Origin of the sequence: Paenibacillus glycanilyticus (assembly GCF_051200795.1) — a bacterium.
Classification (GTDB): domain Bacteria; phylum Bacillota; class Bacilli; order Paenibacillales; family Paenibacillaceae; genus Pristimantibacillus; species Pristimantibacillus glycanilyticus.
On record NZ_CP195155.1, the window covers coordinates 378,231 to 399,218 of the forward strand.

Below are 20,988 nucleotides of genomic sequence, written 5' to 3' on the forward strand. Positions count from 1 at the left end.
CGTCGGGATCGAGGCTTTTTTTTGCTGCCTACAGCTCAAGCCCCGTACCCTGCTTAAAGCGTTTGATAACCATATGGGTGTTGACGTTTACGATCCCTTCAAGCACATAGATTTTTTTGAACAAAAAGTGCTCCAGCGCCTCCTCGTCCTTCAGCAGCGCATGCATATGCAGCGAGCTTGGTCCCGTCATTTGATAGATGCTGATCACTTCCGGTTCCTCCGATAACAGCGCGCCGGCTTGCTCTACGAATCGAGGCTCAACCTCAACTTCGAAAAAAGCGGAGATGGATTTGCCGAGCTTGGTTGTGTTTAACCGTACGGTGAAGTTCTCGATAATCCCGTTATTCACCATCGCATCCACGCGCTTCTGGATCGCGACTCTGGATAAATTGAGAAGCTCGCCGATCTTGGCGTACGACATCCGTCCGTTATCGTGCAGCAGGCGGATAATTTCCTGATCTGTGTCATCCAAGTGCAGTAAATGCATGAGGCCACTCCTCTTCGATAAAATTTCACGTTAAGCTACTTTGTGCGAGATAAATGTCAGGTATCGGTTTCGAATTTGGTTGTTTTTATGTCAGTTAATATAACATTAGTAACCAAATTGGTCTATAGAAAATGACAAAACAGTCCAGATAAGCCCTTTTTTAGTTACGATGTGGTTGACGCACTGCTAGAGCACTCATATAATCATGTCATAAAACATTACATACGAAACCATAAGCATACGGAATGGTTGCGAAAACTTCAAATTGCGGGTTAATCAACTTACATGAGGGTGTGATCGGTGTGAAAAAGCAGCTGATTCGTAACGGGACCGTCATCACGATGAATGAGGAGATGCGGGTGATCCCTAATGGTTATGTTCTCATGGAGGGGGATCTTATTGCAGAGGTGGGAGAGTGGCCGGCAGACGGCTCGAAGGATGAGCTTCTCCGGCAGGTGGATATGTTGCTGGATGCGCAGGGGAAGGCCGTCATTCCCGGATTGGTGAACGGGCACACCCATTTGTTCCAGACCTTTATTAGGGGCGTTTCCGATGATTTGCCGCTGGCGCAATGGCTTCGGCAAATCATATGGCCGGCATCTCTGGCCATGGAGGAAGAGGATTTCTATCTGGCTGCCATGATCGGCTGCATCGAGAATTTGAAGTCGGGCGCGACCTACATTATGGACCACCACTATGTTCACACCCATGCCGGCAATGATGACGGTGTCCTGAAGGCCATGCAGGAGTCGGGCATTCGCGGTCATATGGCCAGGGGTGGCGTTGACCTCAGCTACGAGCCAAGGCTCAGCGAAACGATTGAGCAAATATTCGGCCGCACGGATGTTCTGCTTGATCGCTGGCAGGGAGCGGCCGAAGGCCGGATCTCCATTGCGCTTGGCCCGCTTAATTTATACGGCTGCTCGGAGAGCTTCCTGAGGCAGGCGGCTGAGTACAGCGAGCGGAACAAGCTGATTACGCACCTTCACGTCGCGGAAACGAAGGACCAGATCGACAATACGATGGAACGTTTCGGGCTTCGGAATTTGGAACTGGTAGAAGCGGTGGGCCTGCTCGGCAAGCATACGCAGGTCGTCCACGGCGTCTGGCTGGATGATAAGGAGCTGGAATTACTGAAGAAGAATGAGGCTACCGTAATTCATTGCCCGGTTTCCAATATGTATCTCGCTTCCGGCGTAGCGCGCGTGCCCGAGATGCTGGAGCGAGGCATCAATGTGGCTTTGGGGACGGACGGTCCCGGCAGCAATAACTGCCAGGATAATCTCGAAGTGCTGAAGTTCACGGCCTGCCTGCATAAGGTGGATCAGCTCGATTCAACGCTGCTGCCGCCTATGCAGGTGCTGAAGATGGGGACAATCAACGGGGCCAAGGCCGTTGGGAGAGAGCGGGAGCTTGGCAGTCTGGAGCCGGGAAAAAAAGCGGATGTCGTGATTATTGATCTGCAGAAGGCGCATATCGCACCCATTCACCGGGTCAGCTCGGCCATTGTGTATAACGCAAACGGCAATGACGTGGATTCGGTTTTTGTAAACGGTCAGCTTGTCGTTCATCGCGGCAAATGCACGTTGGTGGATGAAGAAGAGATTATCCGCAGGGCGCAGGCAAGGGTCGATGTGCTGCGGCAGAGGTTGGGCACGGCTTATCCGGTATTTAGCGTAGTGGAATAAAGAAGGCGGAGGAGCGGTCTTCATGAGTGAAGCAAGGAGCGTTAACGAAAAGGCGGAACGATGGGTGAAAGCCGTGGTCGAGGTTCTGTTTTACGCCGGAGCAGTGCTTGTCGCTCTGCTCGCCGGGGGGTTGGTGATGGCGGCGGCGGGTGTATCGCCGCTGGAGGCGTACCGTCTTATCTGGGACGGCGCAGCCGGCGACGCGAGCAGCGTGAAGGAAACGCTGGTCAAGGCAACTCCGCTCTTGTTCGCCGGTCTATGCTACACGTTCGCTTACCGGAGCGGCTTGTTCAACATCGGTGCCGAAGGCCAGATCTATATCGGAGCGATGACCGGTACGATGGCTGCGCTATATGTCCCGGGTCTTCCTGGCTTTGCGCATCTGCCTCTCTGCATTGCGGCCGGTGCGGCTGGAGGCGCGGTCTGGGCGGGTATTGCCGGAGCGCTCAAAATATTCAAAGGCGCCAGCGAGATTATCAACACCATCATGCTCAATTATATGGGAATCTACTTGGTCAGCTACATGGTGACCGGTCCCATGAAGGATCCGTCCGGTACGCTTCCGCAGTCCGCGAGGCTCCCGGAATCGGCGCTGCTTGCGAGGCTGCTCGACTCCAGGCTGCATTACGGCTTTGTGCTGGCGGTTGCTCTGGCGGTCATTCTGTACGTTGTCTTGAACCGGACGGTCTGGGGCTATGAAATCCGGTCAGTCGGCTTCAACAAGCAGGCGACGAAGGTTATGGGCATTCCGGTCAGCCGCAATATGCTTCTCGTCATGATGGTCAGCGGAGCGATTGCCGGAATCGGGGGTTACGTGGAAATAGCCGGCGTGCAGAACCGTCTCTTCCAGAACTTTTCGCCCGGCTACGGCTATGACGGCATCGCTGTCGCGCTGGTCGGCGGGGCGCATCCGCTTGGCAATATCGGCTCGGCCATTCTGTTTGGCGGATTGCGGAGCGGGGCCAATGCGATGCAGCGGATGACGGGTACCTCGACCTCGCTTGTATACGTTATTCAGGCCACGATCATTGTGCTGGTTGTATGCAACCGGTACTGGTTCGGCGGCTGGAAGCGGCGGCTGATCGCGTCGCTTGCGGCCCGATTCGGCGGCGACAGCCATCCGGAAGAGTTGAAGGCCGTGCAAGCGGCGCCGGAGACGGCACTCAGCCTGAACAAAGGGGAGGGGTCGAGATGAGCGAGGAAGTGATTGTCAGCTATTTGGCTTCCGCCATTCGCCTGTCGGTTCCGCTGCTGCTCGCCGCGCTTGGCATTCTGTTCATGTCGAGGAGCGGGATTCTGAACATCGGAATGGAGGGCATGGTTCTGATTGGCGCATTGTCCGGCGTCATTGGCGCGCATTATTTCGGCAGTGCGGCAGCAGGCGTAGGATTTGCCATTGCCGTGACCGGGCTGGTCGGACTGCTGTTCGGTTTTCTCGTGATTACGACAGGGGCGGATCAAGTTGTGATCGGGACGGCGCTTAATTTATTCGGTTTAGGCATAACAACGGTATTTGGCCGGAGCCTGCTTGGGATGGGGCAGGAGGCGGTGCGGGTGAACGGGATTCCCAGCCTGCGGATTCCGCTGCTGAGCGACATTCCGTATGTCGGGGAAGCGTTGTTTGATCAGAATGTGCTTGCGTATGCTTCTTACCTGCTGGTGCCTGCTGCCGCATTTGTTTTCTACAAGACGAACTGGGGGCTCCGGGTCAGGGCGGTAGGGGAGAATCCGCTGGCCGCCGATACGCTTGGCGTACGCGTTCACCGCATCCGATATATTTGCTGCCTGATTGGCGGGATGCTGGCTGGCGTAGCTGGGTGCTCGTTATCGCTTGGCATTCTGAATCAATTTACGGAGAACATGGTGGCAGGCCGTGGTTTTATCGCCTTGTCGGCGGTTATATTCGGCAAATGGACGCCGCTTGGCACGATGGGGGCTTCACTCTTGTTTGGCGGGGCGGATGCCCTGCAGTTAAGGTTCCAATCGTTCGGAATCAAGATTCCGTACCAGTTCATGCTGATGTTTCCTTATCTGCTGACGATGGTGGCGCTCGCTTGGTTCTCGGGCAAGAGCAAGCAGCCTGCCGCGACGGCCGCTGCTTATAAAAGTCTCGCAGACCGGAACGGTTAGGAGGGAAGCTTATGGAGCCGATTTTGGAAATCCGAGGTTTAGTGAAGCGCTTTGGTTCCTTTGTGGCGAATGACCGGTTGAATCTCGCCATTCGGCAGGGTGAGATTCATGCTCTTCTCGGCGAGAACGGAGCCGGCAAAAGCACGCTTATGAACATGCTCTCGGGCATGCTGGAGCCCGACGAAGGCGAGATTCTGTATAAGGGCAAGCCGGTTCGGTTTGGATCGCCCCGTGAGGCGGGCAGCGCGGGGATTGGGATGGTGCATCAGCATTTTATGCTCATTCCGGCGCTGACGGTCGCGGAAAACGTGCTGCTTGGATTGAAGCAGGATCGCAGCCCGTTCTTTCGCTTTAAGAAGGCTTGCGCGGAGATTCGGGAGCTGTCGGACCGCTTTGGTCTGGATGTTCGGCCGGAAGCGAAGGTTAGCGACCTGTCGGTCGGTCAGCAGCAGCGCGTGGAAATCATCAAGACGCTGTTCCGTGGCGCCGAGTTTATTATTCTGGATGAGCCGACGGCGGTGCTGACACCTTCGGAGGTGAAGGATTTGTTCCGGGTGCTGCGGACGCTTAAGGAGCAGGGGAAGACAATTATTTTCATCAGCCACAAGCTTCAGGAGATTCGGGAGATTTGCGATCGCGTGACCGTGCTCCGGCTTGGCAGGCTGATCGGCACGCATAGTCTTGACGGCATAACGCCGGCCGATCTCGCACGCATGATGGTCGGGCGAGATGTTGCCGCTCCGGTCCGGAAGGCAGGCATCGTGAGTCAGACGAACCGTCTGAAGGTGACGGGGCTCCACGCCAGCGAAAGCGGCGTACCGGTCCTTAAGGATATCTCTTTTCGCATCCGGGAGGGAGAGATTTTTGGCATAGCCGGCGTAGACGGCAACGGGCAGCGCGAGCTGAGCGAGGTGCTGTTCGGACTTCGTTCCAAGGATGCGGGAATCATCGAATTGGCTGGAGAGACGCTGCAGCGCCAGCAGCCTCGAAGCATGAAGGAGAAGGGGGTCGCTTATATCCCCGAGGACCGGCATAAGGAAGGGCTTATGCTTCAGATGAGCGTAGAGGAGAATCTGATCGCGAAGGAATACCGGAAGCGCAGATTCAGCAAGGGTGGCATCATCAGCAGAAGGAGGATGCGGGAATGCGCGGAGGAGCAGATCAAGAGCTTCGCGATTAAGACCTCCGGCGCCTCGGTTCCGGTCGACAGGCTGTCCGGAGGCAATCAGCAGAAGGTGATTCTGGCCCGTGAGCTGATGCTGAATCCGAAGGTTATCGTCGCGATGCAGCCTACGCGCGGAATGGATGTCGGCGCGGCGGAATACGTCCACAAGCGGCTGCTTGAAGCTAGCGAGCAAGGCTGCTCCATTTTGCTTATCTCGACGGAGCTGGAGGAAGTGATGGCGCTGTCGGACCGCATTGCGGTGCTGTACAAGGGTGAGCTGCTAGGCACGATGGATAGAGAAAGCGCGGATAGGGATCGCATCGGCCAGTTGATGGCGGGGATCCGGCCAAATGCTTCTTTTGCCATATAGAGGGGGACATATCATTCCAATTTGGAGGGGTTAGGATGAGAATGGGGAAATGGGCGAAATCGATGGCGGTATTAGGCATGTGTGTACTGATGGTTGTATTGGCGGCCTGCGGAAGCAATAAAGCGGTGAACAGCGGTGAATCGGGGAATGCCGGGACACCAGGCAGCGGCGGCAAAAGCTTGAAGGTGGCCTTGCTCACCCCGGGTCCGGTCAATGACAACGGCTGGAACGCAACGGCATACGCCGGACTGATGAAGATCAAGGAAGAGCTTGGCGCGGAGACGGCTTATTCCGAGAAAGTAAGCAACTCCGATGCGGCTGAATTTATCCGCGGTTATGCCGATGACGGTTACGATGTTATTATCGGTCACGGCTTTGAGTACGGAGACATTATGAAGGATATCGCTCCCGATTATAAGGATACCTGGTTTCTCGTCAACAGCTCGACCGTTTCGCAAGAGCCTAATCTCACTTCCCTCAGCTTGAACAACAGCGAGCAAGGTTACCTGATGGGCTCGATTGCTGCCCTGATGTCGAAGTCGGGCACGGTTGCGGCAATCGGCGGCTCCGATATCCCTCCAATCACAAATTCGGTGAAGGGCTTTGAGCTTGGCGCGAAGGAGACGGTTCCTTCTATTAAAGTGTTGTCTACGATGATGGGCGGCGACAGCGATGTCGCCAAAGCGAAGGAAACCGCGATCTCCTTTATCGAGAAAGGAGCCGATGTCGTCATGACTAATGCGAACCAGGCCGGACTCGGAGGAATCGAGGCAGCGCAGCAAAAAGGCGTATTGGCCATCGGCTCGAACCAGGACCAGAATCCAAACGGTCCGGATACGGTCGTCACCAGCGTCATTCAGGATTATCCGGAAGCGATGAAGGTCGTCGTGGAGCGTATTCAAAAAGGCGAGATGAAGGCCGAATCCCAGCTCCTCGGCGTTAAGGACGGCGCGATATATCTGGCTCCATTCCATAGCTTCGAGGATAAAATCTCGAAGGATATTATGGACAAGATTAATGCCATTGTTGAATCTTTGAAATCCGGCGAGAAAGTCATCGGCAACCAATAACAAGGAGAGTGGCTCATATGCTGACAGCAACCGTAAAAGATACCGTACTGCTTAACGAATGGCATCCCGTATTTATTGCGAAAGACCTTAAGGAAGAGCCTGTCTCCGTTATCGTATTGGGCGAGCGGGTGGCCGTATTCCGTGCGGCAAGCGGCCAGGTCTATGCGCTGCGCGACTTGTGCATCCACCGCGGTGCCATGCTGTCGAAGGGGAGAGTGGAGGGGGAGACGCTGGTCTGCCCTTACCACGGCTGGAAGTATGACGGCAGCGGCGCATGCGTATGTATCCCGGCTCAGGCGAAGACGGACAAAATTCCGCTGCGGGCGAAAGCGACCAAATACCAGGCCGTTGAAAAGTATGGTCTCGTATGGGTTTGCCTAGGAGAGCCGACAAGCGAGCTGCCGTATTTGGAAGAGTTCGAAAATCCCGAATACCGTCCGCTTCCATGCGGGCCTTACGCGGTGCATGCGGCGGGAACCCGCGTTATCGAGAATTTTACGGATTTTGCCCATCTGATGTTTGTGCACGGCGGTCTGCTTGGTCACCCGGACTATGCGGAGCTGCCGGACTTTAAGGTATATAAGGAGCCTGGTCGCGTCTATACCGGGGATGTTCCGATCTTCCAGCCCGTAGCCCATTCCGGCTCCGAGATGGAGGAAGGCACGACGTATGTATACGTGAAGGAAGTATTCCGTCCGCTTGCGGCCCGGCTGTCCAAACGCGATTCGGCTACAGGGCAGACGCTGTGGATCCTGTTGACGGTGCTCCCGGTCGAGGAGAAGGAATGTCTCGTCTACATGTCCGTCTCCCGGAATTACGGCTTCGACGTGCCGGATGAGCAGTTCATCAACTTCCAAGACACCGTATTCGAGCAGGATAAGTGGATTATCGAAACGCAGAAGCCGGAATTGCTGCCGCTCGACCTTCAGCTGGAGTTGAATCATAAGGCGGACTCGCTGTCCGTCGCCTACCGCCGCTGGCTCATCGAGCTTGGCGTTACGTTTGGCACAACGTAGCCGCTATGAGAACAGAGACGACCCCGCCAGCCGGAAGGCATGGCGGGGTCGTCTCTGTTTGTTTTATTAATGGTCTTAACGATGCTGCGCATCGTTAAGGTCTTGAAAATCGGCCAGAAACGCGCGGAAAGGAGCAGATTGGGCGTCCTTAACGATGCCGCGCATCGTTAAGCACATTAAAAGTAACCTCAGCTACTAGCTTAACGATGCCGCACATCGTTAAGGTCTTGAAAATCGGCCGAAATAGCTCGAAATGGTGGTGCCTAGGCTAGCTTAACGATGCGGCACATCGTTAAGCACATTAAAAGTAACCTCATCCACTAGCTTAACGATGCCGCGCATCGTTAAGGACTTGAAAATGGCCGAAATAGCTCGAAATGGTGGTGCCTAGGCTAGCTTAACGATGCGGCACATCGTTAAGCACATTAAAAGTAACCTCAGCTACTAGCTTAACGATGCCGCGCATCGTTAAGGACTTGAAAATCAGCCAGAATCGCGTGGAAAGGAGCTCATTGGGCTAGCTTAACGATGCGGCGCATCGTTAAGCACATTAAAAACTGCCCCAGCTTAGTCCTTAACGATGCCGCGCATCGTTAAGGACTTGAAATCAGCAAGAATCGCACGGAAAGATGCAGATTGGGGCTAGCTTAACGATGCGGCGCATCGTTAAGCACGTTAAAAACTGCCCCAGCTTAGTCCTTAACGATGCCACACATGGTTAAGGACTTGAAAATCAGCCAGAATCGCGTGGAAAGGAGCAGATTAGGCCAGCTTAACGATGCCACGCATCGTTAAGTACGTTAAAAGTAACCTCAGCTGCTAGCTTAACGATGTCGCGCATCGTTAAGCGGAAAGGCGGTCACCGCCCGCACGGGCGGGTTACAGTTCCGCTTCCTTAACGGAAGCGGCTCTTTGCTTCGACGGCCAGAATACCCATTTGCCGATCCATACCGTCAGTGCCGGCACGAGGAAGGAGCGGACGATAAACGTATCGAGCAGAACTCCGATGGCCGTTACGGTGCCGAACTGCACCAACACCTGAATCGGCAGCGTTGCGAGCACGGCGAAGGTACCCGCCAGAATGATGCCCGCGGAAGTAATAACGCCGCCGGTCTGTGCAACGCCTTCTACGATAGCGCGGTTAAGCGGCATCGTTTTGCTCTTTTTCCAAATGCTCGACACCATAAAGATGTTGTAGTCTTCGCCCAAGGCAACCAGGAAGACGAAGGCGTACAGCGGAATCAGACCTTGAATCGCTTCGGCGCCGAACAGGTAATGGACGACAAGCCAGCCTATGCCCAAGGCGCTGAAGTAGGAGAGCAGCACGGTGCCCATCAAGTACAGCATCGCCACGAACGAACGCAGGTAGAGCAGCAGGAGCAAGGCGATCATCCCGATAATAACGGGAATGATTCGATAGGCATCATTCGTTGTTTCATGACGGGTATCGTACTGCTCGGCTGTCGCGCCCGCAATCCATACTTTATCCGCGGCATCCGTAATGCCGGCGTCCGATAGCGATTGTTCCGCGGCAGAGCGGATCACCGGTATCATGTCGAGCGCTTCAATCGAATACGGGTTCATCGCCAGCTCAACGTTATAGGAGACGATGCTCGAATCCTTCGTATTCGCCGCAGGCTCGGAAACGCTGCTGATATTCGCCAGCTCCCCAAGCTTTTGATCAAGCGGAAGGTTCTTGCCATCGGTCTTCACCAGCACCTGTACCTTCGCCAGGCTTCCCTTGGAGAAGTGCTCGCCGATTAAATCGAAGCCTTCGCGGGAAGGCATATCCTTCGGGAAGGAAGACAGCGTGTCGTACGTAAATTTGATTTGAGTCGAAAAAGCTGCCGTTATGCCAAGCACGATTAATGTGGAAATCGCGATGGTCTTCGGACGTTTCACAATAGCTTCGCCCAACCGGATGCCAAAGGCCGGCTTGGTCTTTGGCGCGGGCAGCGGTTTGTTTTTGCGCGCGGCGCGGGCAGCCTGCATTTCCGGCGTACGCGGTACGAACGGATAGAAGGAGGCGCGGCCGAGAATGGCAAGCAATGCCGGTACAAGCGTCAGGCTTGCGATCATCATAATGAGGATGGACAAGCTGAACGGCACCGCGAACCGGTGAATCGCGCCGTATTCCGCCAGCAGTAACGCGAGCAGCGACATCACTACGGTCAAGCCGCTCATCGTAATCGCGCCGCCGGAATCTCCCAGTGCTTTGAGCAGGGCTTGTTTTTTATTGGACTCCTCCGTCAGCACGCTGCGGAAGCGGGCAATGAGGAAGAGACAGTAGTCCGTTCCTGCGCCAAAGAGAAGTACGGTCATGATCGATAAACCCTGCGAATCATACGTGATCCAGCCTTCGTCTGCCATCCAGCCGAGAATCGGACCGGTCAAGCCGTAAGCGAAGCCAACCGCGACCAGCGGGATAAGCGCAAGGATAGGCGAGCGGTAAATGAATAAAAGAATAACGAGCACAAGCAGCGTTGTTGCGATCAAAAGGGACACGTCCGCGTCCTTGAACAGCGAGGTGGCGTCCACGCCGATACCGGCGGGTCCGGTAATCCGGCCGACAAGGCCTTCTTCGCTCAGGGCGGCGTCAAACGGCTTGGATGGAAAAATGCCATTCGCATCGGCCTGCAGCTGCTCCAGGCTGATCTTCAGATCGTCGGAGGAAGCGTTCTTGTCGAATACAACGGTCTGCAGAAAGGTCGTGCCGTCTTCCGACACCATCGCTTTTAACGCCGGCAGCGGCATTTCGTGAAGCGGCGGCAACTCCGTCTGCTGCGGCAGCGGTTCATCCGCCAGCTTTTTGGATAAAGCCTGGATCTGGCCAAGATCCTCGTCGGTGAGACCGGCGTCTCTATGCCAGGCGATAATAGCCGGAATGCCGTTATGCTCGTTTAAGGCATCGGCCTGCACGGACGGGGCGCTGCTCACAAGATTGGCTGCTGCATCGTCTTTATGATCGCTCGACGACGGCAGAAAGGCATTGGCAAGACCTACAATAACAATCCACAGCACCAAAGTGATCCATCGTCCCCGTTTGCCGCTCACGGCATCCGCTATACGTTTCAATCCGTTCATCATTTCTCATCTCCCTATCAATAAACATAAACCTTATATCTTTTCTTCTCTTCCTTGATCGGAGGCAAGCCCGTACAGCAAAATATCGACGGTTCGCGTCGCCCGTGCTTCCGCCGGTATGGGGACGCTGGCGCCTCCGCGCGGCTTGCGTTGAACCATGCTTAACAGCGTAAAAGCTGAAGGGATCGGATCCAGTCCGAGCTGCTCCGCTCCTCTCAAATGGCCTTTCTGCTGTCCTTCCTCGAACAGGGAGGCAATGGGTACCAAATAGCATTCCTGCCACCATTGATTGATGAGCTGCCGGTTTTCCGGACGGAGCTCCTGGCGGATGTCCCGTTCCATCTGGCTCAGATCATCGGGCATGTTGTTCAAAATATAAACGACGAGCTTGATGAGTCGTTCTCTTACCGAGCCTTCGCTTGCGACAAGCTCGTTCATCGCGATTTTTGTCTCTTCCGTAACGGCTCGCAGCACCTCGGTATAGAGAGCTTCTTTATCCGCGAAATAATGGTACATGGCGGGCTGCGTGAGACCGCAGGCTTCCGCGATCTGGCGAGTCGTAACCGACCGGTAGCCATGCTCCATGAACAAGTCATGCGCGGTATGGATAATCATCGAGCGGGTTGCTTCGTCAAGGGGTTGTTTTTTTCGGCGTGCCATCGTTTAAATACTCCTTCTGTTTGAAATACGGTTTCCTCCTTTTATTTTATCATATGATAAATAAACTGATTCGAAAATTATTTTATCGCTTGATAAATTAATTGGCAAGATAAAAAAAGCCAGATGAACCAAAAAAGGTTCGTCTGGCTAGTCTTGTTCAAAACCCGTTCACAAATGATCAGAAATCGAAGTTGTCCGGGTCCGGACCAACGCGGCGGTCTTCGTTCAGAGCGTCGATTGCGGCCATATCGTCGGAGGACAGCTCGAAATCAAATACGTGGGCGTTCTCGATGATGCGGGATTCCTTGATCGATTTCGGAATCGTTACGACACCGTTTTGCAGATCCCAGCGCAGGATGACTTGGGCTACCGACTTGCCGTGCTTGGCTGCGATTCCGCTCAGTACCGGATGATCAAGCAGCTGGCCTTGCATCAGCGGGGACCATGCTTCCAGTTGAATGTTATGCTCGCGGGTGAAGGCGCGGAGTTCATTCTGGGCAAGCATCGGATGGTATTCGACTTGGTCAACCATTGGGATAACTTCGGCGTCCTTCATTAAGTCTTGCAGATGATGCACATGGAAGTTGCTCACGCCAATCGCCTTCACGCGGCCTTGCTTGTAGAGCGTCTCGAGAGCGCGCCATGCGTCTTTGTATTTGCCTTCAACCGGCCAGTGAATCAGGTACAGATCCAGATAGTCCAGGCCAAGCTTGTTCAGGCTTGTCTCGAAAGCCGCAAGCGTCGACTCGTAACCGAGATCGGCGTTCCATACCTTCGAAGTGATAAATAAATCTTCTCTTTCAATGCCATGCTCGGCCATCGATTCGCGGACAGCTTGGCCAACGCCGGTTTCGTTATCGTAGATAGCCGCCGTATCGATGCTGCGGTAGCCGTTTTTGATCGCGTCTTTCACGGATTGAATCACGACGCTGCCATCCTCTACTTTGAATACGCCAAGGCCAAGCCAAGGCATCGCTACGCCGTTTTGCAGAATCACTTTATCGTTTAAATGTTTTGCTGTTGTCATGTTGGGAATCCTCCTAAAATGAATTATCACCCAAATGGCCTTAAATAAAGGCCATTTGTGATGATTCATGCTTCGAAAGCATGGACCTAATGTTTGGTCACACGGATAAGTTCTCGTTTAAGCCGAAGCTTTCAGTTCTTTGCCTTTTGTATCTTTGTTTTCCATGGAGCGGCTCCATGCCGTCAGAGCAACGGCGCCAAGCACCATAATCGCGCCAATCCAAGGGGTGTGAATCAAGCCAAGCTCATCGGTAATAATACCGCCGACGTAAGCGCCAATGGCGATTCCGGCGTTAAAGGCTGAGATGTTCAAGGCAGAGACGACATCAATGGATTTTGGCATATACCGTTCCGCGAGCAGAACGACATACATTTGAAGACCAGGGACGTTCATGAAGGCCAGCAGGCCCATCAAGGTAATCGTCACTAACGCGGCTGCCGCGTAAGGCGCCGTAAACGTCAATACCAGCAGAATAACCGCCTGCAGAATAAACATCACAAGCAGAGCCGACAGAGGCTTTTTGTTAGCCGCTTTGCCGCCGATGATATTGCCTACCGCAATCGCGACGCCGTACAGAACCAGAATGCCCGCAATCGTGCTCTCTTTAAACCCGGTGATATCATGAAGCAGCGGCGACAGGTAGGTGAAGACGACAAACGTACCGCCGTACCCAAGCATCGTAATGGCAAAAGCGAGAAGCAGCCGGCCGTTCTTCAGTACTTTGAAAGGCTCGCTCAGCTTCGTCCGGTTACCCTTGCGCAAGGTATTCGGGATAAGCAGCAGATTGGAAATAAGCGCGATGACGCCAATCACGGCAATAGCGATAAAAGCGGTGCGCCAGCCCATATGCTGCCCAAGCAGCGTGCCAAGCGGCACCCCGGTCACGGTAGCGACCGTAAGGCCCGAGAACATCATCGCAATCGCGCTGGCCCGGCGGTCTTCTGGGACAAGATCCGCGGCGATCGTAGAGCCGATCGACATAAACACGCCATGCGAGAAGGACGAGATCACGCGGGCGATGAGCAGCATCGCAATGCTGCCCGCGCTTGCCGCAAGGCTGTTGCCGAGAATAAAGATGATCATAATGGCGATCAGCAGCGTTTTACGCGGCACCCTGGAGGTCAGGGCGGTAAGCAGCGGCGCCCCAACGGTAACGCCTACCGCATATAAAGTAACGGATAAACCCGCTGTCGTAACGGATATGTCCAGATCTTCCGAGATTAAAGGCAGGAGTCCAACACTGATGAACTCCGTCGTTCCGATGGCAAAAGAGCTGATGGCAAGCGCGAGCAGCGCGAGCGCCGTGCGGCTCTGTTTTGTAACCATTTCGTTTGCACTCTCCGTTTCGTAAGGTTGTATTGTTCGGCCGGTAAGTGCTATTATGGAGGTAATCAGTCGATGTGACTAGTACGCACTATTTTGTAATATAGATACTAAAAAGTAATATAGGCACTAAAAAGTACCTATGGAACGGGAGGATCAGCAATGGAGACAACCATAATACCGCCGAAGAAATACAACATCTCCGTGGAAGCAACGCTTGAAGTCATCGGGGGCAAGTGGAAATGCGTGATTTTATGCCATCTGACGCACGGCAAGAAAAGAACAAGCGACTTTAAGCGGCTTATGCCTTCTATCACGCAAAAGATGCTGACCCAGCAGTTAAGGGAGCTGGAGGAAGACGGCATCGTGAACCGGATTGTCTACAATCAGGTGCCCCCGAAGGTTGAATACGAGCTTACGCCATACGGAGATAGTTTGCGCCCGATCCTTGATTCCTTATGCAATTGGGGAGAGCAGCACATTATCAAGGAATACGGCAGCAAAGCAGCGGTGCTTGAAGATAACATCCTTAATAATTTGCATGATTAATTATCGATTCACACAAAAAAGGACGGGAAGCAGCGAAAGCTGCCCCGTCCTTTTGCGATTTATTCTTCATGCTCCGAGATGAGTACTTCCACGGGATTGGAATCTGCCGTTCCCGGCTTCCGCGTACCGTCAGGTACGACGTACTGAAAGGTTATTGATGCGCTGTTGACGGTAAGGGGATTGACAGGCTCGGATACCGCGATGGCGCCAAAGGACAGGCGTGCGGTTTGTTTGGCGGCGATCTGCCCAAGCGACACACCTAGCTTAGGATTATCCATAGGATGGTTGATTCCGTTAACCATGACGCTGCCGGTAATAAAGGACAGTCCATCCGGGATGACGTCTTTCAGTACGACCTGGTCGATCGGAGATAAGCCTGGATTACTGACGGTAACGGTATACAGGACGGAGTCTCCGACAAATACTTCCCCTGAATTGACGGCTTTGACCACAACAGGCGGCGGCAGGACGGTGACGGTTACCGGATTAGTAAAAATACGTTCACTAATGATCTGGCCGTCAGGCAGTATAAAATCGACAACCAGGTTCCCTTGGTTAAAGATGATGCCGGAAGAAGGATAGGAGATCACCTTCAAGAGGAAAAAGACGACAGCGGTGGAGTGCGCCTCTACCGTCCCGATAACGGTTCCTCTGTAACGTTCGGCGCCGGGGACCGAGAATCCGTTAAGCGTCAAACTGTTTTCGATGAATATCGTCCCTTCAGGCAGCATGTCGAACCATGTGACAACGGCATTATAAGGTCCGTCGTTGCGAACCGTAACCTCATACGTAATGAAATCCCCTACAACGGCATAAGACTGAAAGGCCTTTTTGGCTGCAGTGACGGAAGGTTGAGTAACGGTGACGGTGACGGTATTGGATACGATAGTATGGCTGACGCCGGCGGAGGTGTAAGCAGCGGAAGCAAAATTGTTGATCGCTCCATCCGGTTCCGGTATGGATGTAACAACGGCATCGAATGTGATGGCGACTGTTGCCCCGGCAGGCACTGCGCCGATCGGGATGCCGGAGGTCAAATCGCCAGGGACCGGAATGCCGTTGACGGCGGTGCTTCCAGCCACTACAGCAGCTCCGGAAAGTGCGCTGTCCGTCACGACGGTGTTGGTAATAGAGGCTGGACTTAAATTTGTCACTAATATGGTATAGGTAATTTTCTGGCCGACCAGGGCAAAGGTGGTGGATACCGATTTGTCGATGGCTACCGCGAACAGGGGATCTTCTACCCGAACGATATTGGATACACCGCTGCCGGACTGAACGGGACGGCCAGGAGGGGTATATACGAAGGATGCGTTAGCCTGGTCCTGATAGAACTGTTCAGGCGGCTGGCCTACCAGCAGCACATCGTAAGAAACGATGACCTCGGTGCCTGGAGCGATAGGACCGGTTGAAATGCCGGTGACCGGGTCCGCGGCTGTTAGGTTTCCGTTTACTCTTGCCGTTCCTGGTACAAAAGCGCTGAAAGAATTCAGCGGATCAAACACGTCAGCAATGATGCTTGTGTTTCCGGTATTTGTTACCGTCACGGAATAGTTGATCGTGTCTCCTACCGTAGCCGCAGATACGCCTGCCCGTTTAACAAGGGATATTCCAGGCTCCACGACGGGGATGCTGACTTCATTCGTTATGGACGAAGCGGTAAATCCGCCCGAAGAGAAGGTAACGGTTGCCTGATCGTTGAGGACAGGAGGGTTCGGCAAAGATACGGCAAGGAGCTGGAAGGTTACGAGCACCGTCTCTCCCTCGTTAACCGTGCCGACAGGAATGCCTGCTAACGGGCCGGAACCAGGGCTTGGGTTGCCGTTAACCGTAACGCTGTCAACGACAAACTGGGAGCCCGGCGGCACGTTATCTTTTATAACGACATTGGTTAATGGACTGGCATTATTATTAGTGAAGGTAACTGAATAAGTTACGGTCTCCCCCACCACAATGCTGGGCAGATTGGCTGTTTTGACCGGGTCTATTACCGGGGAAGAGACAGGAATGTCGACTGGATTAGAGACGATGAAGCCGGGAATAACCCGCTGATCGGGTAAAGTGGCTTCATAGGCGGTGTTGAAGGCATTATGCACGATATTGCCCGGCGGAACAGAGACAACCCGGAGCTGATAGCGGATCGTTACAAGCTGTCCGACGGCTATAACCCCCAAGTTAATACCCGAGCTAGGATTAGCACCAGGACGATTAGTATCGTTTACGAACACACTGTCCGTGACAAAGTTGGTTCCTGCGGGAAGTGGATCGGTCACAACGGCGGTCACGTCGATATTACCGGTATTAGTTACTTCAAGCGTATACGTAATGATATCTCCGATGTTGGCGCTAGTCAGATCGGCTGATTTGAATACTTCGACTGCAGGCTGAAATACGGGAATGGTTACGATTCCCGAAGGAACGACTGTCGAGATGGGGGGAGAATCCGGTGTTGGCTGGAAGGTATAGGCCGCCGTGGCCTGATCTTTAAGGAAAGGCGGAATGGGCAAGCCGGTAACAAGAACCTGGAAGCTGACGGGAATTGTCGAGCCCGCTGAAATCGTTCCAATTGGGATGCCTACAACGGGATCATCGGCCACCGGTTGACCGTTGACCTTTACGCTCCCCGGTACAAGCATAGTGTCAGAAATGGAAGTATCGAACAGAACGACGGAGGTTGCATCGACCTGTCCGCTGTTCTTAATGGAGATATTGTAAGTAACAATATCTCCTACAATTGCTGCTGAAGATGTGGAGGTCTTGGTCACATCGAGCAGAGGAGTCTCAATATCAACCTGAATACCGACGGAATCGACCAGATAGCCGTCTCCATTGGTGGTCAGACGGAATACGGCGGAGGTTTGGGCATTGGACAGCGTGGAGGATATGGTGACATTGGTAATATCCCAGCCCTGCCTGCCGCCGATGATGTTTGTTCCCGGATTTCCATTGATCTGATTGCGTGTGCCAAAGGTACCGCTTGTATCAAGCGTTCCGTCATCCTTATTGATCTGGGAAGCGAAGAAGTTGTTAGCCAGGTTATTGGGGCCAGACAAGGCAGTCAGACTGCCTACGCTAGGTCCGAAAAGATACTTGTCGCCTGTTTTATTCGCATCTCCTTCTTGAGCGCCAATCATCGTTCTGCCGTTAAGAGTGCCGGAGAGAGGGGTTGCAAAACCTGTAATCACGGTATCTACAGGGCCAGATGTCGCTTGAATGACCGTGGCGCCGACGCGCAGAGAAAGATTGCGCAAAGGGGAGGCTGGATCGCGATAAAAGACGGCAAGCGTCCAGCCAGCATGGTTGGACGTTGGATCGGGAATGACGATGGTGCCGACTACACCACCTGTTGTGTAAGTGCCCGCTCCTGCGGAGGATACAAGAGAGGTTACCTCGGCTGAGCGAACATAAGCAAGAGTCGTACTGCTTAATGCAACCTGGAAGGACGTGGCGGGATCCGGTGCAACGCTGTTAAGTCCAGATGGGGTTCGTAAACTGACGGGATTGTTTATGAAGGCGGTCAGATTGACGCCGTTGTTAATATACGTGCCTCCCCAGATCAGCTCGGCATACAGAATGGTGGCGCCTGGGGGAAGGACGAGCACGGCGGACGAGCTGTTAAGCTGAAAACTGCTGGTCGTTCCAGGCGGATAAGTGCCGTATTGCACGGAAGTATCCGTTGTAATAAAGGCGCCGATGCTGTCAACTGTTCCTGGCTTGGCAACGGTATCCGAGCGGCTAAGCCCGAGGGTATTGCCTGTAAAGGTTGCGCCACCGGTCTCGTTTAGAAAAAAACGGTTAACAAAGGGCATTTCATTTCACTCCTTAATAAGCAAATGTTACTATTTATGAGTGTATTCCGATTTATAGTATAGGGTTGAGGAGGATGTTCAAAAAAAGGTTGTCTATAATTGACTCATCCTTTATGCATTGCTTATAATTCGTTTTTAGAGGTTACTAAATCAGTAATTTACTGAGTTGATGAGATGGCAATATCATGCTCAACCCAGAGCAAATATGGAGGGAAATGACCATTGAAAATTCCTACAACGTTAAAGCATAAACCGGTGATCGTCTCTGAAAATTACGAGCAGGTGGATGGACGTTACGCCGAGCATACGGATGCCAAAGGGCTGTCGCTTGGACTTGCTCAATGGAACGACAGAGGCAAGGTTGAAATCTCGGCGAAGGTATGGCGTTACACCGGCGAGAAATGGTCGCGCCAATCCGAGGAGCTGCCGCTTCACCGCGTGCTGGATCTGGCGATCCTGATCACCCGTTCGATGCAGCATTTTCGCGAAGAATCTTACCGGTACGCTAACCTGTACGATCCGGAGAAGCCGGTCATTGACCGCATCGGCCTGCAGGGGGATGCAATGACCGTCGAGGTGTGTACGGATAACGAGAAGATCGATCAGGATATCAAGCTGTTCAGCCAGGCGCTGAGCGACGACGATGAGCTGAACGGGGAACGTCTGCGCACGTTGTCCCGCATTTTGAAGGAGCTTGGCTATTAAGGTTTGTGTTCGTCCTTCTGACAGCCGGCGTTAATCTTCCTTCCCGCAATGGTAGTCATGGGGCGGTATGCCATTTCATAGAATAAGGCATACCTTAAAAGGAAGTGAAGCCATGAGGAGTTATCAGTGGATCAAGTGGCGTAGATTCCTCCTCAGGCTAGTAGTCCTCGTCATCATCGTATCGCTTATCTGGTCAGGAGGACCAACGGCTTGGAATGCTGCGCTTGTTGTTTCCAGCTATTTGTTTCAGCTGCTGTTCGCCATCTTGTTCATGATTATTCAGTTTGCCGCCTTGTTCTGGTTTCTGTCCAGGGGGCGCACTTACTGGGTATTGCCCGGGGAGACCGGCGCCACTTGGGATGATTACCGGGGCAACCCGGAGATCGTGGAGAACGCCAAGCGGATCGTCAGCCTGCTGAAAGGCGTGAAGGATTTCAAGAAGATGGGCGGCGAGGCCATACGGGGATTGCTGCTATGCGGACCGCCGGGAACAGGCAAGTCCTATCTGGCCCAAGTCATTGCCAACGAAGCGCAAGTGCCGTTTGCGTACGCCTCCGCTCCAAGCTTTCAGAACATGTTTTTTGGCGTTGGCAACCTGAGGGTGATGCGGATCTACAAAAAAGCCCGGAAGCTGGCGCGCATGTACGGAGCCTGCATTATTTTCATCGACGAGGTAGATGCCATCGGCATGTCGAGACAAAGCGGCGGCGGTGGGGGCGGCATGTTCGGCATGGGCGGCGGCACCGGGCTTCTGAACGAGCTGCTCCTGCAGATGGACCCCCCGAACCTCGACAGCTCGAGGTTTAAGAAGTTCCTGCGCCAGCTTGGCCTGCTGCGGAAGAAAGCGGAACGACCGCCGGTGCTGACCATTGCCGCAACCAACCTGCCGGATGTGCTCGACCAGGCTTTGCTCCGCCCGGGCCGTTTCGACCGCCAGCTATGGGTGGACTCGCCGGATTACGACGGACGCGTTGACGTGTTTGGATACTATCTCATGAAGATAAAAACCGACTCTACGCTTACGCCGGAGAAGGCCGCGATGGATACGATCGGATACAGCCCGGCCCAAATCAAGCATATCGTCAATGAAGCCGTCGTTATTGCCCATCAGCGGGGTGCGCAGGAAGCGGGATACGAGGACTTCCGCGCCGCGATGGAGACGTATGAATGGGGTCTGAAGCAGCCTCTTCGTTCCATGAAGGACGACGAGAAGAGGAACGTGGCGTACCACGAAGCCGGGCATGCGGTGGCGCAATTCCTGCTCAAGCCGCATGAACGGGTATGGAAGGTGACCATTATCCGGCGCGGCGGCTCGCTTGGGCTTGCGGCTACGAAGCCGACGCATGAGCGGTATAACCGGAGCGACAGCGAGATACTGGCTCATATTCAGGTCTGCCTCGCTGCCCGCGCCGTCGAGGAAGAGTTCCTCGGCAAGAAGCTGAACGGCGTAACCTCCGACCTGCGCCAGGCGACGGAAAGCGCGGGCGCTTATCTGGGCATGGTCGGGATGGGCGACGAGCTGTACAGCTTCCTGGCCGCCGGATCCCGAATGGATGCCCTGAAGTCTCTGCGACCTCAGATTAACGAGCTTCTGAAGGATCAGATGCAGCAGGTCAAAAAGCTTGTCCGCGATCATGCCGACTTCGTGCATAAGATTGCGGAGGAGCTGCTCCTGCACGGTGATCTGACCGGCGAGGAAATCGAGCGGATCTATCAGGATCTCTATGGCAGGCCGCGTCCGGAGCCGTCCGAGGTGAAAGTGACCGTTACGCCTGCTTCACCGGCACCGGTTAAGGCGGTGGTGCAGCCTGAGGCAGAACCGATCGAGGAAGCGGCGGAGCGGGAAGATCATAAAGAACCGGAGTCCGATCCCGACAGCGGGGAGCCGGAATCCTGAAGTGAGAA

Annotated in this window: 15 protein-coding genes; 9 read left to right on the forward strand and 6 right to left on the reverse strand. The window is 54.0% G+C overall.

The features are described from left to right. Positions 1–28 precede the first annotated feature (28 nt). A complete protein-coding gene (locus tag ACR9FF_RS01850) occupies positions 29–487 on the reverse strand; it encodes an Lrp/AsnC family transcriptional regulator (RefSeq protein ID WP_127498721.1) in 459 nt (152 codons plus the stop codon). Between the two features lie 302 nt (positions 488–789). Here ACR9FF_RS01850 and ACR9FF_RS01855 point away from each other — a divergent pair, with 302 nt between their 5' ends. Genes ACR9FF_RS01855 through ACR9FF_RS01880 form a run of 6 tightly spaced genes read left to right on the forward strand, consistent with a single transcriptional unit; the run spans position 790 to position 7,926 of the window. Next, the gene (locus tag ACR9FF_RS01855; protein ID WP_435168534.1) at positions 790–2,175 is read left to right on the forward strand and encodes an amidohydrolase family protein; all 1,386 of its coding nucleotides are present in this window, start codon (positions 790–792) and stop codon (positions 2,173–2,175) included. A 22-nt stretch (positions 2,176–2,197) separates the two neighbouring features. Next, complete coding sequence (locus tag ACR9FF_RS01860; protein ID WP_435168537.1) at positions 2,198–3,370, forward strand: ABC transporter permease; 1,173 nt, start codon at positions 2,198–2,200, stop codon at positions 3,368–3,370. Continuing rightward, positions 3,367–4,305 carry an ABC transporter permease gene (locus ACR9FF_RS01865; protein WP_435168539.1) on the forward strand — a complete coding sequence of 313 codons (939 nt, stop codon included), beginning with the start codon at positions 3,367–3,369 and terminating at the stop codon, positions 4,303–4,305. Before ACR9FF_RS01860 ends, ACR9FF_RS01865 begins: the two co-directional genes overlap by 4 nt. 11 nt (positions 4,306–4,316) lie before the next feature. Continuing rightward, complete coding sequence (locus ACR9FF_RS01870) at positions 4,317–5,840, forward strand: ABC transporter ATP-binding protein (RefSeq protein ID WP_435168542.1); 1,524 nt, start codon at positions 4,317–4,319, stop codon at positions 5,838–5,840. Between the two features lie 35 nt (positions 5,841–5,875). After that, positions 5,876–6,910: a BMP family protein gene (locus ACR9FF_RS01875; RefSeq protein WP_435168544.1), complete on the forward strand. Its 1,035-nt coding sequence runs from the start codon at positions 5,876–5,878 to the stop codon at positions 6,908–6,910. Between the two features lie 17 nt (positions 6,911–6,927). Further along, positions 6,928–7,926 carry a Rieske 2Fe-2S domain-containing protein gene (locus ACR9FF_RS01880; RefSeq protein ID WP_435168546.1) on the forward strand — a complete coding sequence of 333 codons (999 nt, stop codon included), beginning with the start codon at positions 6,928–6,930 and terminating at the stop codon, positions 7,924–7,926. An 879-nt stretch (positions 7,927–8,805) separates the two neighbouring features. On the opposite strand, the gene ACR9FF_RS01885 is transcribed toward ACR9FF_RS01880, so the two are convergent. The 4 genes from ACR9FF_RS01885 to ACR9FF_RS01900 form a co-directional block, all read right to left on the reverse strand. Beyond that, positions 8,806–11,010 carry an MMPL family transporter gene (locus tag ACR9FF_RS01885; protein WP_435172019.1) on the reverse strand — a complete coding sequence of 735 codons (2,205 nt, stop codon included), beginning with the start codon at positions 11,008–11,010 and terminating at the stop codon, positions 8,806–8,808. Positions 11,011–11,043: 33 nt separating this feature from the next. Next, positions 11,044–11,670, reverse strand: coding sequence for a TetR/AcrR family transcriptional regulator (locus ACR9FF_RS01890; RefSeq protein ID WP_435168548.1), 627 nt, complete (start codon positions 11,668–11,670; stop codon positions 11,044–11,046). Positions 11,671–11,848: 178 nt separating this feature from the next. Then, positions 11,849–12,697, reverse strand: coding sequence for an aldo/keto reductase (locus ACR9FF_RS01895; protein ID WP_127498707.1), 849 nt, complete (start codon positions 12,695–12,697; stop codon positions 11,849–11,851). 117 nt (positions 12,698–12,814) lie between these two features. After that, the gene (locus ACR9FF_RS01900; RefSeq protein ID WP_435168550.1) at positions 12,815–14,023 is read right to left on the reverse strand and encodes an MFS transporter; all 1,209 of its coding nucleotides are present in this window, start codon (positions 14,021–14,023) and stop codon (positions 12,815–12,817) included. Between the two features lie 174 nt (positions 14,024–14,197). On the opposite strand from ACR9FF_RS01900, the gene ACR9FF_RS01905 reads away from it, so the two are divergent. Beyond that, a complete protein-coding gene (locus ACR9FF_RS01905) occupies positions 14,198–14,569 on the forward strand; it encodes a winged helix-turn-helix transcriptional regulator (RefSeq protein WP_308443834.1) in 372 nt (123 codons plus the stop codon). Between the two features lie 59 nt (positions 14,570–14,628). Here ACR9FF_RS01905 and ACR9FF_RS01910 read toward each other — a convergent pair whose 3' ends face one another. Further along, the gene (locus ACR9FF_RS01910) at positions 14,629–18,378 is read right to left on the reverse strand and encodes a DUF7507 domain-containing protein (protein ID WP_435168552.1); all 3,750 of its coding nucleotides are present in this window, start codon (positions 18,376–18,378) and stop codon (positions 14,629–14,631) included. 222 nt (positions 18,379–18,600) lie between these two features. Between ACR9FF_RS01910 and ACR9FF_RS01915 the strand changes: the two genes are divergently transcribed. Further along, on the forward strand, positions 18,601–19,083 hold the full coding sequence (locus tag ACR9FF_RS01915) for a DUF6530 family protein (RefSeq protein ID WP_127498700.1): 483 nt from the start codon (positions 18,601–18,603) through the stop codon (positions 19,081–19,083). Between the two features lie 112 nt (positions 19,084–19,195). After that, on the forward strand, positions 19,196–20,980 hold the full coding sequence (locus ACR9FF_RS01920; RefSeq protein ID WP_435168555.1) for an AAA family ATPase: 1,785 nt from the start codon (positions 19,196–19,198) through the stop codon (positions 20,978–20,980). Positions 20,981–20,988 lie beyond the last annotated feature (8 nt).

Bases quoted from the DNA above. Each gene is read 5' to 3' on its own strand.
- ACR9FF_RS01885 (WP_435172019.1), bottom strand. From the start codon at position 11,010: ATGAACGGATTGAAACGTATAGCGGATGCCGTGAGCGGCAAACGGGGA.
- ACR9FF_RS01850 (WP_127498721.1), bottom strand. From the start codon at position 487: ATGCATTTACTGCACTTGGATGACACAGATCAGGAAATTATCCGCCTG.
- ACR9FF_RS01900 (WP_435168550.1), bottom strand. From the start codon at position 14,023: ATGGTTACAAAACAGAGCCGCACGGCGCTCGCGCTGCTCGCGCTTGCC.
- ACR9FF_RS01920 (WP_435168555.1), top strand. From the start codon at position 19,196: ATGAGGAGTTATCAGTGGATCAAGTGGCGTAGATTCCTCCTCAGGCTA.
- ACR9FF_RS01870 (WP_435168542.1), top strand. From the start codon at position 4,317: ATGGAGCCGATTTTGGAAATCCGAGGTTTAGTGAAGCGCTTTGGTTCC.
- ACR9FF_RS01875 (WP_435168544.1), top strand. From the start codon at position 5,876: ATGAGAATGGGGAAATGGGCGAAATCGATGGCGGTATTAGGCATGTGT.
- ACR9FF_RS01895 (WP_127498707.1), bottom strand. From the start codon at position 12,697: ATGACAACAGCAAAACATTTAAACGATAAAGTGATTCTGCAAAACGGC.
- ACR9FF_RS01910 (WP_435168552.1), bottom strand. From the start codon at position 18,378: ATGCCCTTTGTTAACCGTTTTTTTCTAAACGAGACCGGTGGCGCAACC.
- ACR9FF_RS01880 (WP_435168546.1), top strand. From the start codon at position 6,928: ATGCTGACAGCAACCGTAAAAGATACCGTACTGCTTAACGAATGGCAT.
- ACR9FF_RS01890 (WP_435168548.1), bottom strand. From the start codon at position 11,670: ATGGCACGCCGAAAAAAACAACCCCTTGACGAAGCAACCCGCTCGATG.
- ACR9FF_RS01865 (WP_435168539.1), top strand. From the start codon at position 3,367: ATGAGCGAGGAAGTGATTGTCAGCTATTTGGCTTCCGCCATTCGCCTG.
- ACR9FF_RS01860 (WP_435168537.1), top strand. From the start codon at position 2,198: ATGAGTGAAGCAAGGAGCGTTAACGAAAAGGCGGAACGATGGGTGAAA.